The sequence below is a fragment of the Pseudomonas fildesensis genome (assembly GCF_001050345.1).
In the GTDB taxonomy this organism is placed as follows: domain Bacteria; phylum Pseudomonadota; class Gammaproteobacteria; order Pseudomonadales; family Pseudomonadaceae; genus Aquipseudomonas; species Aquipseudomonas fildesensis.
In genome coordinates, this window is record NZ_LFMW01000003.1 from 1 (window position 1) to 17,302 (window position 17,302).

A 17,302-nucleotide genomic window follows, 5' to 3' on the forward strand; every position below is an offset into this window, starting at 1 on the left:
CCGCTTTCGACCGAGAGGATCGAAACGTTAATAGAGCCAAACTACACCGCTCTATCAACTCCTTCTGGGCTTCGATGAACTGAAGCAACCCGCTGTCGAATCTCGCATAACTCTTTGTTTACCAAGGAGTTTTCCGTTTCGACTGCGCCGGAAGTGGGGCGAATTATAGACTTCCAGGATCTGCCGTCAACCCTTAATTTGTCTTTTCTATCAATTAGTTATGTTTGGTTAAAAAACCACCAATACATTCATGGAAAAGGCCTCGCCAGCTTCCTCTATATAGAAGAGAAGATTCAAATAACCCCCGCCGCCTTCAAAGCCGCAACACTATCCGGCCCCAACCCCAGCACTCCCCGCAACACCTGAACCGTATGCTCCCCTAATAGAGGAGGCGCGCTACGGTACTCCACAGGCGTCTTGGACAGCCGTATCGGACTGGCAACCTGAGGCACCATCCCCGCCAGTACATGAGGCAGCTCCATCACCAATCCACGCGCCTTGACCTGAGGATCGGCAAATACCTGCGCCAGGTCGTTGATAGGCCCACACGGCACACCCACCCGTTCCAGTTGCGACACCCACTCCGCCGTTGTCTTGAAGACCGTGGCCTGACGAATCAACGGGATCAGCTCCGCACGATTGGCAACCCGCACCTTATTAGTCGCGAAACGCGGATCAACCGCCCACTGCGGCTGGCCCGCCACTTCAGCAAACTTGCGAAACTGCCCGTCATTGCCCACCGTCAGAATGAAGTCGCCATCGGCAGTGGGGAAATCCTGATAAGGCACGATATTCGGGTGCGCATTACCCAAGCGCTTTGGCGCCACCCCCGTCGTCAGGTAATTCATTGCCTGGTTGGCGAGACACGCCACCTGCACATCCAGTAGCGCCATATCGATATGCTGGCCACCACCGTCGTGATCTCGATGCGCTAGCGCCGCCAGGATAGCCACGGTCGAATAGAGCCCCGTAAGGATGTCGGTCACCGCTACCCCAACCTTGACCGGCCCAGCCCCCTCATCCCCCTCTGGCCGACCGGTCAGACTCATGAGCCCTCCCAGCCCTTGAATCATGAAGTCATATCCGGCGCGAGCGGCGTAAGGACCCGTCTGGCCGAAGCCCGTGATCGAGCAATAGATCAACTCCGGATTGACCTCCCTGAGCGACTCATAGTCCAACCCATACGCTGCCAGACCACCCACCTTGAAATTCTCGATAAGGATGTCCGACTTGGCCGCCAAATCACGCACCAGCTTCTGCCCCTCCGGTCGCGTGAAGTCGATGGTCACTGACTCTTTATTACGGTTGGCCGACAGGTAATACGCCGCCTCACTGGTGTTCTCTCCATAGGCATCCTTAAGGAAGGGCGGCCCCCAGGCGCGCGTGTCGTCGCCATTACCCGGCCTTTCGACCTTGATCACCTCAGCCCCAAGGTCTGCAAGAATCTGCCCGGACCAGGGGCCCGCCAATACTCGCGATAGATCCAACACCCGCAGATGCGAAAGCGCGCCCATGCCCATGCTCCTATTAATAGAACGCCTGAAGACCGGTTTGCGCGCGCCCCAGAATCAAGGCGTGCACGTCATGGGTACCTTCGTAGGTGTTTACCACCTCCAGGTTGACCAGATGACGCGCCACTCCGAATTCATCAGAGATGCCGTTGCCGCCCAGCATGTCCCGCGCCATGCGCGCGATATCCAGGGACTTGCCGCACGAGTTGCGCTTCATGATCGATGTGATCTCGACCGCTGCAGTGCCTTCATCCTTCATCCGTCCGAGGCGCAGGCAGCCTTGCAGGGCCAGGGTAATCTCGGTTTGCATGTCGGCCAGCTTCTTCTGAATCAGTTGGGTGGCTGCCAAGGGGCGGCCGAACTGCTTACGATCAAGGGTGTACTGGCGAGCGGTATGCCAGCAGGACTCGGCAGCACCCAAAGCCCCCCAGGAGATCCCGTACCGCGCCGAGTTAAGGCAGGTGAAGGGACCTTTCAAACCACGCACATCCGGGAAGATGTTTTCTTCCGGCACGAACACGTTGTCCATCACAATCTCACCAGTGATGGAGGCCCGCAGCCCCACCTTGCCGTGAATCGCCGGAGCGCTCAGGCCTTTCCAACCTTTTTCCAGGACAAAACCTCGGATATCGCCCGCATCGTCCTTACCCCACACCACAAACACATCAGCGATCGGGCTGTTGGTGATCCACATCTTTGCGCCGGTCAGGCTGTAGCCGCCATCCACCTTGCGCGCACGGGTAATCATCGCGCCGGGGTCTGAACCGTGGTCGGGCTCGGTGAGACCAAAGCAGCCAATCCATTCGCCTGATGCCAGTTTCGGCAGATACTTCTGCTTTTGGGCTTCGGTACCGAACTCATTGATCGGCACCATGACCAGTGACGATTGCACACTCATCATCGAGCGATAGCCGGAGTCGACACGTTCCACTTCACGCGCAATCAACCCGTAGCTGACGTAGTTCAGACCACTGCCACCGTACTGCTCCGGAATCATTGCGCCGAGCAAGCCGGTTTCACCCATTTCACGGAAAATTGCAGGGTCGGTCTTTTCATGGCGGAAAGCTTCCAGCACGCGGGGTGCCAACTTGTCTTGGGCGAACTGCTCGGCACTGTCGCGCACCATGCGCTCTTCTTCGGTGAGCTGTTGATCCAGCAGCAGTGGATCAATCCAGTTGAAGCTTGCCTTGCCAGCCATGAATAAGCCCTCGCGGAAAAAATCAGAAGTCGTGCTTGCAGCCTAGGCCGGGCTAACCCAGAGGGCAAACGAGGTTTCTGCATAGGGTTGTGCTAATTTCTCACTTCGAAAAGACGAAGATGGTCGCAGACGCGCTTTATAAGTGAGCACAACGTACATGCGCAGAAAAATTCCCAGCACTACCGCCCTGGTCAGCTTTGAAGCGGCGGCCCGCCACGAGAGCTTTACCAAGGCGGCACACGAGCTTTCCATCACTCAGGGCGCCATCTGTCGACAAATCGCGAGTCTTGAAGAGTTTTTAAGTGTCGAGCTGTTTCGGCGCTCGCGGCGCGGAGTAAAACTGACAGAAGCAGGGCTGTCCTACAGCCGTCGCGTGGCGACGCAATTGGATGCCGTAGAACGCGACACCTTGTCAGTTATGGGCCAGCAGGGCGCGAACGTCATCGAGCTGGCCGTGGTACCGACCTTTGGCACCCAATGGCTAATCCCCCGCCTCAAGGACTTTCAGCGCCAGCACCCGGAAGTCACGGTGAACCTCACCAACCGCACGCGGCCGTTTCTATTTGCCGATACCGAATTCGACGCTGCGATCTACTTTGGCGATGCCGATTGGTCCGGCACTGAATCTCACAGACTGATGGGAGAAAACCCTGTCCCCGTGTGTAGCCCGCGGCTACTGGGCAACCACACGCACTTCAGCGCTCAAGACATCGCAGAGCTGCCACTGCTGCAGCAGACCACCCGACCTTACGCCTGGCGCCAATGGTTCAATGCCCAACAGCTGAACGTGCCCCGCGACATGACAGGCCCCCGTTACGAGCTATTCTCGATGTTGTCCCAAGCGGCCATGCATGACATGGGCATCGCGCTGATTCCACCCTTTCTTATTCAACGAGAGCTGGAAGAGCAGCAACTGGTGATCGCGAGCCCCAAGGCACTGAGCAGTTCGAAGGCTTATTACCTGATGATTCCCGAGAGAAAGGTCGAATCCGCGTCATTACATGCATTCAGGGACTGGCTGATGGACGCGTCGCGACGCTATAGCCCCAGCATTTAAAGGGCACACCCGGATATCTGACCTTGTAGTCAAATAATTAATGACCCTACAGATATACATATATGTCGCTTTTCAACAGACTGTACTTGTCAGCCATAAACAAGGCTATAAGCCATGATTTTCATGGCCTGTAGCGACTATTACCGGCCAATGTCCGACTATTCACACCGGCCATGTAAAAACGCCGACTGAACTCCTTTAGCCCTTTAAACACCTGTATTTAAAGAGGTTATTTCCAAGTGTTGCGACAATCAGTCACAGGGTGACTTGTAGTTAATTTTTCGTCACCCGTCATAATCCCTTGAAGGCCGTAAAGTTCGCCTGCAAAATGCCGCGCCCCGCTGTCATTTCAGCGGGATCGTGCTGATCGGCCGCCCCAGATGCGCCACTCACGGTGCACTGGCCTTTTTACAAAAAGATCAAAAGCAAAAAGATCATGCAGGAGATTTGACGTGCACATTGGTGTTCCTCTCGAAACCCAGACCGGTGAAACGCGGGTGGCTGCCACCCCGGAAACCATCAAGAAGCTGATCGGCCAGGGCCATAAGGTCACTGTACAAAGCGGAGCAGGTATTAAAGCCAGCGTCGTCGACAGTGCTTACGAAACAGCAGGTGCCACCATTGGCAGTGCCAACGATGCGTTTGGCGCCGAGCTGATCCTCAAGGTGGTTGCCCCAAGCGACAGCGAACTGGCGCTGATTAAAAGTGGCACCGTGTTGGTGGGCATGCTCAATCCGTTCAGCAACGAAACCATTGCCAAGCTGGCCGAGCGTGGCATCACAGCCTTCGCGCTCGAAGCCGCACCCCGTACGTCGCGCGCCCAGAGCCTTGATGTGCTGTCCTCCCAAGCCAACATCGCCGGTTACAAGGCCGTGTTGCTTGCCGCCCATCACTACCCGCGCTTTATGCCGATGCTGATGACCGCTGCAGGTACAGTGAAAGCCGCGCGCGTGCTGATCCTAGGTGCTGGCGTCGCCGGCCTGCAGGCAATTGCCACGGCGAAACGTCTGGGCGCGGTTATCGAAGCGTCTGACGTACGCCCGGCGGTAAAAGAGCAGATCGAATCTCTCGGTGCCAAGTTCGTCGACGTGCCTTACGAGACCGATGAAGAGCGTGAATGCGCCGTCGGCGTCGGCGGTTACGCACGCCCGATGCCAACCAGCTGGATGCAGCGCCAGGCCCTGGCTGTGCACGAACGCGCGAAGCAAGCGGACATCGTCATCACCACCGCGCTGATCCCCGGCCGCAAGGCACCAACACTGTTGAGTGCCGACACCGTCGCGCAGATGAAACCCGGTTCGGTGGTCATCGACCTCGCCGCTGCCCAGGGTGGCAACTGCCCGCTGACGGTCGCCGACCAGGTGGTGGTGGAAAATGGCGTGATCATCTGCGGCCCGACCAACCTGGCAGGTGCCGTCGCCGCCGATGCTTCGGCCCTGTATGCGCGCAACCTGCTGGACTTCCTGAAGCTGGTCTTCAACAAGGAAGGGCAGTTTGAAATCAACCTCGAAGACGACATCGTCGCCGCGTGCCTGATGTGCCGCGACGGCCAAGTCATCCGCAAAAACGCCTAAGCAGGGATTCAGACGATGGAAGAGCTTATCTCCCCCGGTATCTACAACCTGATCATCTTTGTGCTGGCGATTTACGTCGGTTACCACGTGGTCTGGAACGTTACGCCCGCACTGCACACGCCATTGATGGCGGTGACCAACGCGATCTCGGCGATTGTGATCGTCGGCGCGATGCTCGCCGCAGCACTCACTGTGACACCGTTGGGCAAGACCATGGGCACCCTGGCCGTGGCCCTGGCGGCGGTCAATGTGTTCGGCGGCTTCCTGGTGACGCGCAGGATGCTTGAGATGTTCAAGAAGAAAGCCCCGAAAGCAAAAGAAGAGGCGCCATCGGCATGAGCATGAATCTGGTCACGACGCTCTACCTGATCGCGTCGATCTGCTTTATCCAGGCCCTCAAAGGCCTGTCGCACCCCACCACGTCCCGGCCCGGCAACTTGTTCGGCATGCTCGGCATGGCACTGGCCGTGCTCACCACCGTAGGCCTGATCTATAAGCTCGGCGCTGAGCTGGCGACTGCCGGCATCGGCTACGTGATCGTCGGCTTGCTGGTCGGCGGCACTGCCGGCTCGATCATGGCCAAGCGTGTAGAGATGACCAAGATGCCGGAGCTGGTGGCCTTCATGCACAGCATGATCGGCCTGGCAGCAGTGTTTATCGCTATCGCAGCGGTGGTAGAGCCGCAGTCCCTGGGCATCGTCAAACACTTGGGCGACTCGATTCCTGCGGGCAACCGCCTGGAGCTGTTCCTCGGCGCTGCCATCGGTGCCATTACCTTCTCCGGCTCGGTAATCGCATTCGGCAAGCTGTCAGGCAAGTACAAGTTCCGCCTGTTCCAGGGCGCACCGGTACAGTTCGGCGGGCAGCACAAGCTGAACCTGGTGCTCGGCTTGGCAACGTTGGGCCTTGGCCTGGCGTTCATGTTCACCGGCAACCTCACCGCCTTCGCGCTGATGCTGGCGCTGGCGTTTGTGCTCGGCGTGCTGATCATCATCCCTATCGGCGGCGCCGATATGCCGGTGGTGGTCTCGATGCTCAACAGCTACTCCGGCTGGGCAGCGGCAGGGATTGGCTTCTCGCTGAACAACTCGATGCTGATCATCGCAGGCTCCCTGGTGGGCTCAAGCGGCGCGATCCTCTCGTACATCATGTGCAAGGCGATGAACCGTTCCTTCTTTAATGTATTGCTCGGCGGTTTCGGCAACACGCCGGATGCCGGCGCCGCAGCAGGCTCGAAAGAAGCGCGCCCGGTGAAGTCCGGTTCGGCCGACGACGCCACCTTCCTGCTGACCAACGCCGACACGGTAATCATCGTACCGGGCTATGGCCTGGCAGTAGCACGCGCGCAGCATGCGCTCAAAGAGTTGACCGAGAAGCTGACCCACCGTGGCGTGACCGTGAAGTACGCGATCCACCCGGTGGCCGGCCGCATGCCCGGGCACATGAACGTGCTGCTGGCCGAGGCTGAAGTGCCTTACGACCAAGTGTTCGAGATGGAAGATATCAACTCCGAGTTTGGCCAGGCCGACGTGGTGCTGGTACTGGGCGCCAACGACGTGGTCAACCCGGCCGCGAAGAACGACCCGAAATCGCCTATCGCTGGCATGCCGATTCTGGAAGCGTTCAAAGCCAAGACCATCATCGTCAACAAGCGCTCAATGGCCAGCGGCTATGCCGGCCTGGACAACGAGTTGTTCTATCTGGACAAGACCATGATGGTCTTCGGTGACGCCAAAAAGGTCATCGAAGACATGGTCAAGGCCGTCGAATAACACTGCGCCAGCGCAATACCCGAAACTCTGGCCTCTTGTAGGCTGGGGTTTTTTTATCATTCCCATGCTCTGCGTGGGAATGCAGCCAGGGATGCTCTGCGTCCCGCTTTACACACTCACATGAAACCCGACCAAAGACTCTAAATCGCTACCCGGCATTCGACCATGGTAGCGGGCCGAAACTTTTTGAAATCACTAAACTGCGCACCTTGCCTCCGTAGCCCGAGATAACAATCCATGTACCGTGATCGTATCCGCTTGCCGTCGCTGTTGAACAAGGTCATGAGTGCGGCAGACGCCGCCGCACTGATCGAGGACGGCATGACCGTCGGCATGAGCGGCTTCACCCGTGCCGGTGAAGCCAAGGCCGTCCCCCACGCCCTGGCCGAACGCGCCAAGACCTCCCCGCTGAAAATCACCTTGATGACCGGCGCCAGCCTGGGCAACGACCTGGACAAGCAACTGACCGAAGCCGGCGTGCTGTCCCGACGCATGCCGTTTCAGGTCGACAGCACCCTGCGCAAGGCGATCAATGCCGGCGAGGTGATGTTTATCGATCAGCACTTGTCGGAAACCGTCGAACAACTGCGCAATAACCAGCTCAAGCTGCCGGACATTGCCGTGATCGAAGCTGTCGCGATCACCGAACAGGGCCACATCGTGCCGACTACGTCCGTGGGCAACTCGGCCAGCTTCGCGATTTTCGCCAAACAAGTGATCGTCGAGATCAACCTGGCGCACAACCCAAACCTGGAGGGGTTGCACGACATCTATATCCCGACCTACCGGCCCACCCGCACGCCGATCCCGTTGGTGAAAGTCGACGACCGCATCGGCAGCACCGCGATCCCGATCCCGCCGGAAAAAATCGTCGCCATCGTGATCACCAACCAGGCCGACTCCGCCTCCACCGTGACGCCGCCCGACAGCGACACCCAGGCGATCGCGGATCACCTGATCAACTTTCTCAAGCAGGAAGTGGACGCCGGCCGCATGACCAACAAGCTCGGCCCGCTGCAGGCCGGGATTGGCAATATCGCCAACGCAGTGATGTGCGGCCTGATCGACTCGCCGTTCGAAGACCTGACCATGTACTCGGAAGTGTTGCAGGATTCGACGTTTGACCTGATCGACGCCGGCAAGCTGAGCTTCGCCTCCGGCAGTTCGATCACGTTGTCGGAGCGGCGCAATGCCGACGTGTTCGGCAACCTCGAACACTACAAGGACAAGCTGGTACTGCGCCCGCAAGAGATCTCCAACCACCCGGAAGTGGTCCGCCGACTGGGCATTATCGGTATCAACACGGCGCTGGAGTTCGATATCTACGGCAACGTCAACTCCACACACATTTGCGGCACGCGGATGATGAACGGCATTGGTGGCTCCGGCGACTTCGCACGCAACGCACACTTGGCGATCTTCGTGACCAAGTCGATTGCCAAGGGGGGCGCGATTTCCAGCGTGGTGCCGATGGTCAGCCATGTGGACCACACTGAGCATGATGTCGACATCCTGGTGACCGAGATTGGCCTGGCCGACCTGCGGGGCCTGGCTCCACGCGAACGCGCGCGGGTGATCATCGATAACTGCGTGCACCCAGCCTACCGCGATGCGCTGAACACTTACTTCGAAACCGCCCGAGCGATCGGCGGGCACACCCCGCATATCCTTCGCGAAGCCCTGAGTTGGCACATCAATCTGGAAGAAACCGGGCATATGCTCAAGGCTTGATTGATACAGATTCGGGCTGATGCAAATACAGTTTCATCAGCTCGACTGTATCCAGGTCACTTTCTCAGAAAACTGTACTGCTGTACTGGTCATTTCCTACCGAAATATCCCACACCCACAGACGAATTTGCCTATTTCGCACTGTTTGAGTGCAGACAGGTACAGTTGCCCCATTTCCGTACAGTACAGCCGCTATAAACAGTTAACTGGCCCCTCACAATACAGGTGAACTGTATCTAGAGAGTCTTGCGCGGGAGGAGGATCATTGGCATCAGTTAAACCACTACCTAATCCCGCCACAAGCGGAAGGATGTCATCATGGAACGTACACTCAGTTCCGATCTGTTCTTCGAAGAAAAAGCTGTAAACACCCAGGCTTCCATGCCTTTGCGCGTTCTCGCCAACCTGATGTTGTGGCAGCGCCGCATCTCCAGCCGCCATCAACTGGCTCGTCTGGATTCGCGTCTGCTGGCTGACGCAGGTATCAGCGAAGCTCAACGCTACGAAGAGCTGAGCAAGCCGTTCTGGCGCTAATTGGCGCTCGCTGGCCCTGACCCACCGGGTCCACCGCCAGCACTCAGATTTGTCAAAGCAAAGCCCGCCCCGGGTAACCGGAGGCGGGCTTTGCTGTTTCCGGGATTTGGGTTTTCAGCCGCCAAACAGAAGCCTGTCATATAAACAGGTACAGTTTAAAAAACATAACAATTAAGCAGTACAATTTAGCCTCGGTGTATCTGTATCGGTAGAAACAGGCCGCCCAACATGGTGTTCCAACACTTCATGAAAGGGACACCTCATGAATACCCTCACCTCGCCCTATAAACGACTGCTGAGCCGCGCAGCCCGCGCATTCGTCAGGTGGATGCGCCATAGCCATGAGCGTCGCCAGTTGGCCCAACTCGATCCGCGAGAATTGTCCGATGCTGGTATCAGCCAGGGCGATCGAATGGCTGAGCTGTCCAAGCCGTTCTGGCGTGACTAGACGGTCAAGAGGCTTCCCGAACGGACAAGCGTCGGCTTAATATCCCCTCACCACGTGGCGAACCTTGTAGAACGGGCGTCTGATGCCCAATGGCAACAATGTCCGTTTCACAGTGGCCGTTCTGCGCCGCTTTATTTGTTCATCTACAGGAGTCACCCCATGTCCCGTCTTCGCCTGCTGAGTGCTGCCGCCCTGTTGGCCCTGGCTGCCAACGCCACCGCGAGCAGTTTCATCGTGACCACCGACTCGATTGTCGGCGCACTTAAAGCCACCTCCGACGCCAGTTCCGATGCCACGTCCTCCCTGCGTGACAACAAGGTGGTACGCGCCGCCCGTGACGACGCCGCCAGCTTCGTCGCCAGTGAAGGCGCCATCCGTGGCGTGAAGCTGGAAAGCGCCCTGGCACAAATCCGCCAACAAGCTCCGCAACTGAACATCGCGACCGACGCACAGTTGGCACAGGCCATCCTGGCTATCTGACTGCGGGTAACACGAAGGGAGCGCCAGCCGCTCCCGGACGCCTCGGCGCTGGCTCTCGCCCGGGCATTGCAGTAGCCTTGGCGCTCGCTTTCAGTTGTCGAGTCCCATGGCTTTTTCATACCGCCTGTTGATTGTTCCTGTGATGTTTTCTGCCTGCTGGTCGCCATTGGCTTCGGCCTTTGACCTGTCCATCCAGAGCACCGTTGTGAGCGCGTATGCCACCAGCAAGGTGACCTCCGCGCCCTTTGATAGAAAGTGGGTACTGGCCGCCCAGGATGACGCTGCCGCTTTCATTGCCACTGACGGCCAATGGCGGGGAGCCCGGCTGGAGTCAGCGCTGGATTACCTGCGCCGAACCAGGCCAAAACTTAACGCCAGCGACCTTGAACTGGCGCAAGCAATTCTCGTCCAATAATCATCTTTGTATTTCGGAGTCATTCCATGCGTAGCCCGCTGATTGCCGCCACCCTTGGCCTGCTGTTGTTGGCCGACGTTGCCCAGGCACAAACCCTGGTGGCCACCAGTAACATCATTGTTCGCGCCTCAGGCCGCACTATCGATTTCACCTCGGACACCACCACCTCCATCCGTGACTCCAAAGTCGTGCGCGAAGCCCACGATGATGCTGCCAGTTTCGTCGCCACTAATGGCGCAATCCGCGGCGCGCAGCTCGAAGCGGCCTTCGATACGCTGCGAACCCGCGTACCGGAAGCCCGCGATGCCAGTGACCAGACCCTCGCCGAAGCCATTCTCGCGCTGTGAGGCACCTTGCCACCTGGCTCTTGGCCGGGACTGTGCTGCTGTGTGCCGGCGCAGCCCAGGCCAGCCTGCAACTGCGGCTCAAGACCGACGGCTTGAGCCCGGCCGAACAGCAGGCCAGCCAGGCATTGCTCGATGAAGCACTGCGTTCATTGCCGCCACGCTTTATCGAGCAGTTGGACCGGCGCATCGATGTCGGCTGGACTGACAAGATGCCCGAGAACGCTTACGGCCAGGCGTCCCTGGTGTCCGAGCTGGACCTAAACAGTAACTTGCTCGCTAGCCTGACCGGCGGCAGCGCCGCCACCCAAAAGACCAATCGCCCCCACGGCACCGTGCGCAGGGAGATGCTCGCCACCGTGCTGCATGAACTGACTCACATCTATGACCGCGCGCGGCTGTGGCCCAACGACGAGCGCGCGCTGATCCAGCGTTGCAGCCGCCAGAACAGCATCACCGGCCTGATCGGCCTGCCCGATCAATGCCGAGGCCAGAACGATCGGCGCTTCACCCTCAGCGATGACCCGCGCTTGCTGGACCTCGCCGGCTGGCCGCAATACGTCGGCCGCCGTGGCGAGCGTGAGCAGCACAACCGTCAGGTCGTACGCAGCCCGGACATCTACGAAACCACCAGCCCGCTGGAATTCGTGGCGGTCAACATGGAGTATTTCCTCCTCGACCCGAGCTACGCCTGCCGTCGCCCGGCGCTGTTCCGCTATTACAAACAACACTTTGGCTGGGCCCCACCCGAGCAGGACACCTGCGCCAAGACCTACGCCTTCCTCAACGCCGGCAACGATTTCGCCAAGACGCCGCTAGGCCAGGTCGACCCCGAGCGCGTGTATGAAATCGACTACCTGCTGGCCGAAGCCAACCAGAACCTGGTGAGCCGCTGGGGCCACAGCATGTTGCGCCTGGTGATCTGCGCGCCCGGTCGTCCCCGAGGCCCGGATTGTCGGCTGGACCTGGACCAGCATCTGGTACTGTCCTACCGCGCCTTCGTCGGTGACGTACAGCTGTCGAGCTGGGATGGCCTGGTGGGCAAGTACCCGTCACGGCTGTTCGTACTGCCGCTGGCCCAAGTGATCGACGAGTACACCAAGACCGAACTGCGCGGCCTGGCCTCCGTCCCGTTGAAACTGTCACGCCAAGAGATCAACGACACCGTCGAACACGCGGCTGAAATGCACTGGAGCTACGACGGCAACTACTTCTTCATTTCCAACAATTGCGCCGTCGAAAGTTTGAAGCTGTTGCGCAGCGGCAGCGCCAACCCGCAACTGACCGGCCTGGACAACATCACCCCCAATGGTTTGCTCGAAGTACTGCAGGCGCGCGGCCTGGCCGACACCAGCGTGCTGAACGACAAGCGCGAGGCGTTGCGCCTGGGTTATCACTTCGACTCGTTCCGCGAGCGCTACCAGGCCATGTTCGATGTGCTGCGCAAACACTTGCCGATCAAACAGACTCAGGTTGAAGACTGGTTAGCGCTGAGCGCAGCCGAACGCCGCCTGTGGTTCGCCCAGGCCGACTTGCGCACCAGCGCCGCGTTGTTGTTGCTGGAACAAGCGAGCTTTCGCAAGCAACTGATGTTGGCCCAGGACGAAGTCAAACAACGCTACCTCGGTGCCCGCGAGCTGAAAAACGGCGGCATGGAGAAGGCCAACGCGACCTTGCAACAAATCCTCGCCAACAGCGGCTTTCTCAGTCGCCCGGCAGAACTGTTGGGCAGCGGCGGCTACGGCCTGCCGCAAACGTCGGAATCCAAACGCCTGGAATCGGAAAGCGCCGAGCGCCAGAAGCAGCTGCAATCCTTGACCGGCGAGCTGGATAAAGAGGTGAGGGCGCTGCTGGAGCCTTCCCGCGCCGCCGAAATTGCCGCCTGCGAAGCCAACCTCAAGGAAGTTGGCGAGCATTTGCGGGCACTGCACAAGGCGGCGGGAGGGCTGGAACTGCCCTGACATGCCAGACAACCCTTCATCATCTGTTTTCCCGGCGAAAGCTGGCTGAAAGGTTCCCAGACTAGGATCGCCCCCACTGCCGGCAATAGACCGGCCGTTAACAACAACAATGGTGATTCCCGATGTCCGCCCGTACCCGCCTGTTCGTCCCAACTCCACCCGTACGCCTCGTGCCTTTCGTTCTGCGCTGACCCCAACCGGTTCGCCATTCCCTAGCCGCGCTACGCCTGGAGTATTCCTATGCTGACTTTCCTTGGCTTTGCCATGGTCATCACGTTCATGTTCCTGATCATGACCAAGCGCCTGTCCGCGCTGATCGCCTTGATCATCGTGCCTATCCTGTTCGCGCTGTTCGGCGGTTTCGCACCGAAGATCGGCCCGATGATGCTCGAAGGCATCACCAAGCTCGCGCCGACCGGCGTGATGCTGATGTTCGCCATCCTCTACTTTGCCCTGATGATCGACTCCGGCCTGTTTGACCCGGCCGTGCGCAAGATCCTCAAACTGGTCAAGGGCGACCCGCTGAAAGTCTCCGTCGGTACCGCCGTGCTGGCTCTGGTGGTGTCCCTCGACGGTGACGGCGCCACCACCTACATGATCTGCGTGGCCGCCATGTTGCCGCTGTACAAGCGCATCGGCATGAGCCCGCGGATCATGGCCGGCCTGATCATCCTCGCCGGTGGCGTGATGAACATGACCCCCTGGGGTGGTCCGACCGCCCGCGCCGCCAGTGCGCTGCATGTGGACCCGTCGGATATTTTCGTGCCGATGATCCCGGCGATGCTGGCCGGTGTGGTCGCGATCCTGGTGATCGCCTACATGTACGGCAAGCGCGAACGCGCTCGTTTGGGTGAACTGCACCTGCAGGGCGACGAGATCGATCACAGCGAGATCAGTGTTTCGCAATTTCCGGATGCCCGCCGTCCAAAGCTGATCTGGTTCAACGGCGCCCTGACGCTGGCCCTGATGTGCACCCTGATCGCCGGCCTGTTGCCGCTGCCAGTGCTGTTCATGGTGGCGTTCAGTATCGCGATGATCGTCAACTACCCGTGCCTGCAACAGCAGAAAGACCGCGTCGCCGCCCACGCCGGCAGCGTATTGGCGGTAGTGGGGCTGATCTTCGCCGCCGGTATCTTCACCGGCATCCTGTCGGGCACCGGCATGGTCGACGCCATGTCCAAGAGCCTGCTGGCGGTCATCCCTGACGCGCTGGGCCCTTACCTGGCAGTGATCACCGCACTGGTGAGCATGCCGTTTACCTTCTTCATGTCCAACGATGCGTTCTACTACGGCGTGCTACCGGTACTGGCCGAAGCAGCCAGCCATTACGGCATCACCGCCGTGGAAATGGCCCGTGCCTCTATCGTTGGCCAACCCGTGCACTTGCTCAGCCCGCTGGTCCCATCGACCTACCTGTTGGTGGCCCTGGCCGGTATCGAGTTTGGCGATCATCAGCGCTTCACCCTGAAGTGGGCAGTACTGGTTTGCCTGTGCATAATGTTCGCCGCATTGCTGATGGGGATTTTTCCGCTGTTCAGCACTCTATAATCCTACCGACTCACCGCGCGGCGCTGCAGCTTGCGCGGTTTAACACTTGCTCAAAGGAATACACATGGAATGGCTGACCAATCCGGAAATCTGGATTGCCTTCTTCACCCTGACGGCCCTCGAGATCGTCCTGGGCATCGATAACATCATCATGATTTCGATCCTGGTCAGCCGCATGCCCAAGCATATGCAGGCCCGCACCCGGATCTTCGGCCTGGCCCTGGCCATGGTCACGCGAATTCTGTTGCTGCTGTCCATCACTTGGGTCATGCGCCTCACCGACGACCTGTTCGTGGTGTTCGGCGAGGGCATCTCCGGCCGCGACCTGATCCTGTTCTTCGGTGGCCTGTTCCTGTTGTGGAAAAGCTCCCAGGAGATGTACCACGCTCTGGAAGGTGAAGACGAAACCCACGAAGAGCCAGGTGGCAAGGGTGGCAAGTTCATCTACACCATCATCCAGATCGCGATCATCGACATCGTGTTCTCCCTGGACTCGGTGATCACCGCTGTCGGCATGGTTTCCCACGTGCCTGTGATGGTTGCTGCGATCATCGTCGCGGTACTGGTGATGATGCTGGCTGCCGGCACCATCAGCGACTTCATCGACAAGCACCCGTCGCTGAAAATGCTCGCGCTGTCGTTCCTGCTGGTGGTGGGTACCGTGCTGATCGCCGAATCCTTCGACGTGCACGTGCCAAAAGGCTACGTCTACTTCGCCATGGCGTTCTCGCTGGCGGTGGAAGCGGTCAACATCAAGATGCGCACCGCCATCGCGAAAAAGAGGAAACAGCAGGACCCTGTGAAACTGCGCAAGGACATTCCGGGTCAATAAACCTGACCCGCTGCTGAAATGGGGCGTTCGCGCCCCATTTTTTCATCTGCAAAAAATTGATTTCATGACAGTTTTGTTTCAATCCCCACTTTAGCTATGCGATGCTGGCGCACAGCCCATTCGCCAACTACAGCTTAAGTACAAGACGTAGAACGGCACGCGGCAATTCTCCTTTGCTCCTGTTGGAGCGCACCCACACGGGGGGCCGAGCATGCTGACCTTGCTCAATCTGCTTTCCGCCGTGACCCTGCTTATCTGGGGCACGCATATCGTCCGTACCGGCATCCTGCGGGTCTACGGTTCCAACTTGCGTCAAGTCATCGGGCATAACATGTCCAAGCGCTGGCTGGCTTTTGTCGCCGGTATCCTGGTGACGGCCATGGTGCAGAGCAGCAACGCCACGGCGATGCTGGTCACCTCCTTTGTCGGCCAAGGGCTGATGGGCCTGATGCCCGCCCTGGCCACCATGTTAGGCGCCGATGTCGGTACCGCGTTGATGGCCCGGGTGCTGACGTTCGACCTGTCGTGGCTGTCGCCGCTGCTGATCTTTCTCGGGGTGATTTTCTTCCTGTCGCGCAAACAGACGCGGGCAGGGCAGTTGGGCCGGGTAGGGATCGGCCTCGGGCTGATCATCCTCGCGCTGCAATTGATCGTCGAAGCCGCTGGGCCGATCACCCACGCCCAGGGTGTGAAAGTGCTGTTCGCCTCGTTGACCGGCGACATCCTGCTCGACGCCCTGGTCGGCGCCTTGTTCGCGATGATTTCCTACTCCAGCCTGGCCGCCGTCCTGCTGACCGCAACCCTTGCCGGTGCCGGCGTAATCAGCCTGCACGTGGCCATCGGCCTGGTGATCGGCGCCAACATCGGCAGCGGCGTGCTCGCGTTCCTCAGCACCAGCATGCAGAACGCCGCCGGTCGCCAAGTGGCGCTGGGCAGCCTGCTGTACAAATTGATCGGCCTGCTGCTGATCATCCCGGTACTTGACCCGCTCGTACTCTGGATGGACGGCCTGGACTACAGCGCCCAAGGCATGGTCATCACCTTCCACCTGCTCTACAACGTCAGCCGCTGCCTCATCCTGCTGCCCACCATCGGCCCGATGGCCCGTCTGTGCGCGTGGCTGCTGCCCGAGCATGAAGAGGTCAACGGCAAAGCCAAGCCCCGTCACCTTGATCTTGCAGCCCTGGCCACACCGAGCCTGGCCTTGACCAACGCCGCGCGGGAAACCCTGCGCCTGGGTGACCTGATCGACAACATGCTCGCCGCGATGCTGGAAGTCCTGCGCGGCAAACAAACCGCCATCACCCAGGAAATGCGCAGCCTCAGCGACGACGTCGAGGCGCTCTACAGCGCGATCAAACTCTACCTGGCGCAAATGCCACGCGAAGACCTCAGTGAACAGGACAGCCGACGCTGGGCTGAAATCATCGAGCTGTCGATCAACCTGAAGTTGGCCGGCGACCTCATCGAACGCATGCTGCGCAAAGTCCAGCAGCAGAAAACCTCCCAGCGCCGCCAGTTCTCCGAAGTGGGCCTGGAAGAACTCGCCGGCCTGCACAGCCAGTTGATCGCCAACCTGCGTCTTGGCCTGTCGGTCTTCCTCAGCGCCGACCCGGAAAGCGCTCGCCAATTACTGCGCGAAAAACGCCGCTTCCGCGCCCAGGAACGCCGCCTGGCCCACGCTCACGTCAGCCGCCTGCAGCGTAAAGTCGTGCAAAGCCTGGAGACCAGCTCCCTGCACCTGGAACTGATTGCCGACATGAAACGCTTGAACTCGTTGTTTTGCAGCAGTGCCTATGTAGTGTTGGAAACGTCCGACACCGGCGCGCTCTCCGCCGAAGATATTGCCGACATTACGCATTCGCCCTGAACGTACGATGGCCCGTGAAGTCAGTTA

Annotated in this window: 16 protein-coding genes; 14 read left to right on the forward strand and 2 right to left on the reverse strand. The window is 59.3% G+C overall.

Annotation, left to right across the window (positions count from 1 at the left end):
• Positions 1–293: 293 nt before the first annotated feature.
• Both ACR52_RS05475 and ACR52_RS05480 read right to left on the reverse strand, forming a co-directional pair.
• A complete protein-coding gene (locus tag ACR52_RS05475) occupies positions 294–1,514 on the reverse strand; it encodes a CaiB/BaiF CoA transferase family protein (RefSeq protein WP_048721383.1) in 1,221 nt (406 codons plus the stop codon).
• 13 nt (positions 1,515–1,527) lie between these two features.
• Positions 1,528–2,709, reverse strand: coding sequence for an acyl-CoA dehydrogenase (locus ACR52_RS05480; protein ID WP_048721385.1), 1,182 nt, complete (start codon positions 2,707–2,709; stop codon positions 1,528–1,530).
• Between the two features lie 157 nt (positions 2,710–2,866).
• On the opposite strand from ACR52_RS05480, the gene ACR52_RS05485 reads away from it, so the two are divergent.
• The 14 genes from ACR52_RS05485 (at position 2,867) to ACR52_RS05550 (ending at position 17,275) form a co-directional block, all read left to right on the forward strand.
• Entirely contained in the window at positions 2,867–3,766 is a 900-nt protein-coding gene (locus tag ACR52_RS05485; protein WP_048721387.1) for a LysR family transcriptional regulator, read from the forward strand.
• A gap of 452 nt (positions 3,767–4,218) precedes the next feature.
• Positions 4,219–5,340: a Re/Si-specific NAD(P)(+) transhydrogenase subunit alpha gene (locus ACR52_RS05490; RefSeq protein WP_048721389.1), complete on the forward strand. Its 1,122-nt coding sequence runs from the start codon at positions 4,219–4,221 to the stop codon at positions 5,338–5,340.
• Positions 5,341–5,355: 15 nt separating this feature from the next.
• Positions 5,356–5,679: an NAD(P) transhydrogenase subunit alpha gene (locus ACR52_RS05495; RefSeq protein WP_048721391.1), complete on the forward strand. Its 324-nt coding sequence runs from the start codon at positions 5,356–5,358 to the stop codon at positions 5,677–5,679.
• Positions 5,676–7,112: an NAD(P)(+) transhydrogenase (Re/Si-specific) subunit beta gene (locus tag ACR52_RS05500; RefSeq protein WP_048721393.1), complete on the forward strand. Its 1,437-nt coding sequence runs from the start codon at positions 5,676–5,678 to the stop codon at positions 7,110–7,112. Before ACR52_RS05495 ends, ACR52_RS05500 begins: the two co-directional genes overlap by 4 nt.
• 237 nt (positions 7,113–7,349) lie before the next feature.
• Positions 7,350–8,843 (forward strand): acetyl-CoA hydrolase/transferase family protein, encoded by a 1,494-nt coding sequence (locus ACR52_RS05505; RefSeq protein WP_048721396.1) that lies wholly within the window; start codon positions 7,350–7,352, stop codon positions 8,841–8,843.
• A 318-nt stretch (positions 8,844–9,161) separates the two neighbouring features.
• Positions 9,162–9,377 carry a DUF1127 domain-containing protein gene (locus tag ACR52_RS05510; RefSeq protein WP_048721398.1) on the forward strand — a complete coding sequence of 72 codons (216 nt, stop codon included), beginning with the start codon at positions 9,162–9,164 and terminating at the stop codon, positions 9,375–9,377.
• Between the two features lie 262 nt (positions 9,378–9,639).
• Complete coding sequence (locus tag ACR52_RS05515) at positions 9,640–9,825, forward strand: DUF1127 domain-containing protein (protein ID WP_048721400.1); 186 nt, start codon at positions 9,640–9,642, stop codon at positions 9,823–9,825.
• A gap of 159 nt (positions 9,826–9,984) precedes the next feature.
• A complete protein-coding gene (locus tag ACR52_RS05520; RefSeq protein WP_048721403.1) occupies positions 9,985–10,305 on the forward strand; it encodes a DUF2388 domain-containing protein in 321 nt (106 codons plus the stop codon).
• Between the two features lie 106 nt (positions 10,306–10,411).
• Positions 10,412–10,720, forward strand: coding sequence for a DUF2388 domain-containing protein (locus tag ACR52_RS05525; RefSeq protein ID WP_048721406.1), 309 nt, complete (start codon positions 10,412–10,414; stop codon positions 10,718–10,720).
• A gap of 26 nt (positions 10,721–10,746) precedes the next feature.
• Positions 10,747–11,067 (forward strand): DUF2388 domain-containing protein, encoded by a 321-nt coding sequence (locus ACR52_RS05530; protein WP_048721410.1) that lies wholly within the window; start codon positions 10,747–10,749, stop codon positions 11,065–11,067.
• Positions 11,064–13,025 (forward strand): DUF7844 domain-containing protein, encoded by a 1,962-nt coding sequence (locus tag ACR52_RS05535; RefSeq protein WP_048721412.1) that lies wholly within the window; start codon positions 11,064–11,066, stop codon positions 13,023–13,025. Before ACR52_RS05530 ends, ACR52_RS05535 begins: the two co-directional genes overlap by 4 nt.
• A gap of 240 nt (positions 13,026–13,265) precedes the next feature.
• A complete protein-coding gene (locus ACR52_RS05540) occupies positions 13,266–14,573 on the forward strand; it encodes a CitMHS family transporter (protein ID WP_048721415.1) in 1,308 nt (435 codons plus the stop codon).
• 64 nt (positions 14,574–14,637) lie between these two features.
• The gene (locus ACR52_RS05545; protein WP_048721419.1) at positions 14,638–15,405 is read left to right on the forward strand and encodes a TerC family protein; all 768 of its coding nucleotides are present in this window, start codon (positions 14,638–14,640) and stop codon (positions 15,403–15,405) included.
• 211 nt (positions 15,406–15,616) lie between these two features.
• The gene (locus tag ACR52_RS05550; protein WP_048721421.1) at positions 15,617–17,275 is read left to right on the forward strand and encodes a Na/Pi cotransporter family protein; all 1,659 of its coding nucleotides are present in this window, start codon (positions 15,617–15,619) and stop codon (positions 17,273–17,275) included.
• The last annotated feature ends 27 nt before the right edge of the window (positions 17,276–17,302 follow it).

Coding starts and splice junctions, on each gene's coding strand:
- ACR52_RS05475 (WP_048721383.1), bottom strand. CDS start 1,514: ATGGGCGCGCTTTCGCATCTGCGGGTGTTGGATCTATCGCGAGTATTG.
- ACR52_RS05480 (WP_048721385.1), bottom strand. CDS start 2,709: ATGGCTGGCAAGGCAAGCTTCAACTGGATTGATCCACTGCTGCTGGAT.
- ACR52_RS05485 (WP_048721387.1), top strand. CDS start 2,867: ATGCGCAGAAAAATTCCCAGCACTACCGCCCTGGTCAGCTTTGAAGCG.
- ACR52_RS05495 (WP_048721391.1), top strand. CDS start 5,356: ATGGAAGAGCTTATCTCCCCCGGTATCTACAACCTGATCATCTTTGTG.
- ACR52_RS05500 (WP_048721393.1), top strand. CDS start 5,676: ATGAGCATGAATCTGGTCACGACGCTCTACCTGATCGCGTCGATCTGC.
- ACR52_RS05505 (WP_048721396.1), top strand. CDS start 7,350: ATGTACCGTGATCGTATCCGCTTGCCGTCGCTGTTGAACAAGGTCATG.
- ACR52_RS05510 (WP_048721398.1), top strand. CDS start 9,162: ATGGAACGTACACTCAGTTCCGATCTGTTCTTCGAAGAAAAAGCTGTA.
- ACR52_RS05515 (WP_048721400.1), top strand. CDS start 9,640: ATGAATACCCTCACCTCGCCCTATAAACGACTGCTGAGCCGCGCAGCC.
- ACR52_RS05520 (WP_048721403.1), top strand. CDS start 9,985: ATGTCCCGTCTTCGCCTGCTGAGTGCTGCCGCCCTGTTGGCCCTGGCT.
- ACR52_RS05525 (WP_048721406.1), top strand. CDS start 10,412: ATGGCTTTTTCATACCGCCTGTTGATTGTTCCTGTGATGTTTTCTGCC.
- ACR52_RS05530 (WP_048721410.1), top strand. CDS start 10,747: ATGCGTAGCCCGCTGATTGCCGCCACCCTTGGCCTGCTGTTGTTGGCC.
- ACR52_RS05540 (WP_048721415.1), top strand. CDS start 13,266: ATGCTGACTTTCCTTGGCTTTGCCATGGTCATCACGTTCATGTTCCTG.
- ACR52_RS05545 (WP_048721419.1), top strand. CDS start 14,638: ATGGAATGGCTGACCAATCCGGAAATCTGGATTGCCTTCTTCACCCTG.
- ACR52_RS05550 (WP_048721421.1), top strand. CDS start 15,617: ATGCTGACCTTGCTCAATCTGCTTTCCGCCGTGACCCTGCTTATCTGG.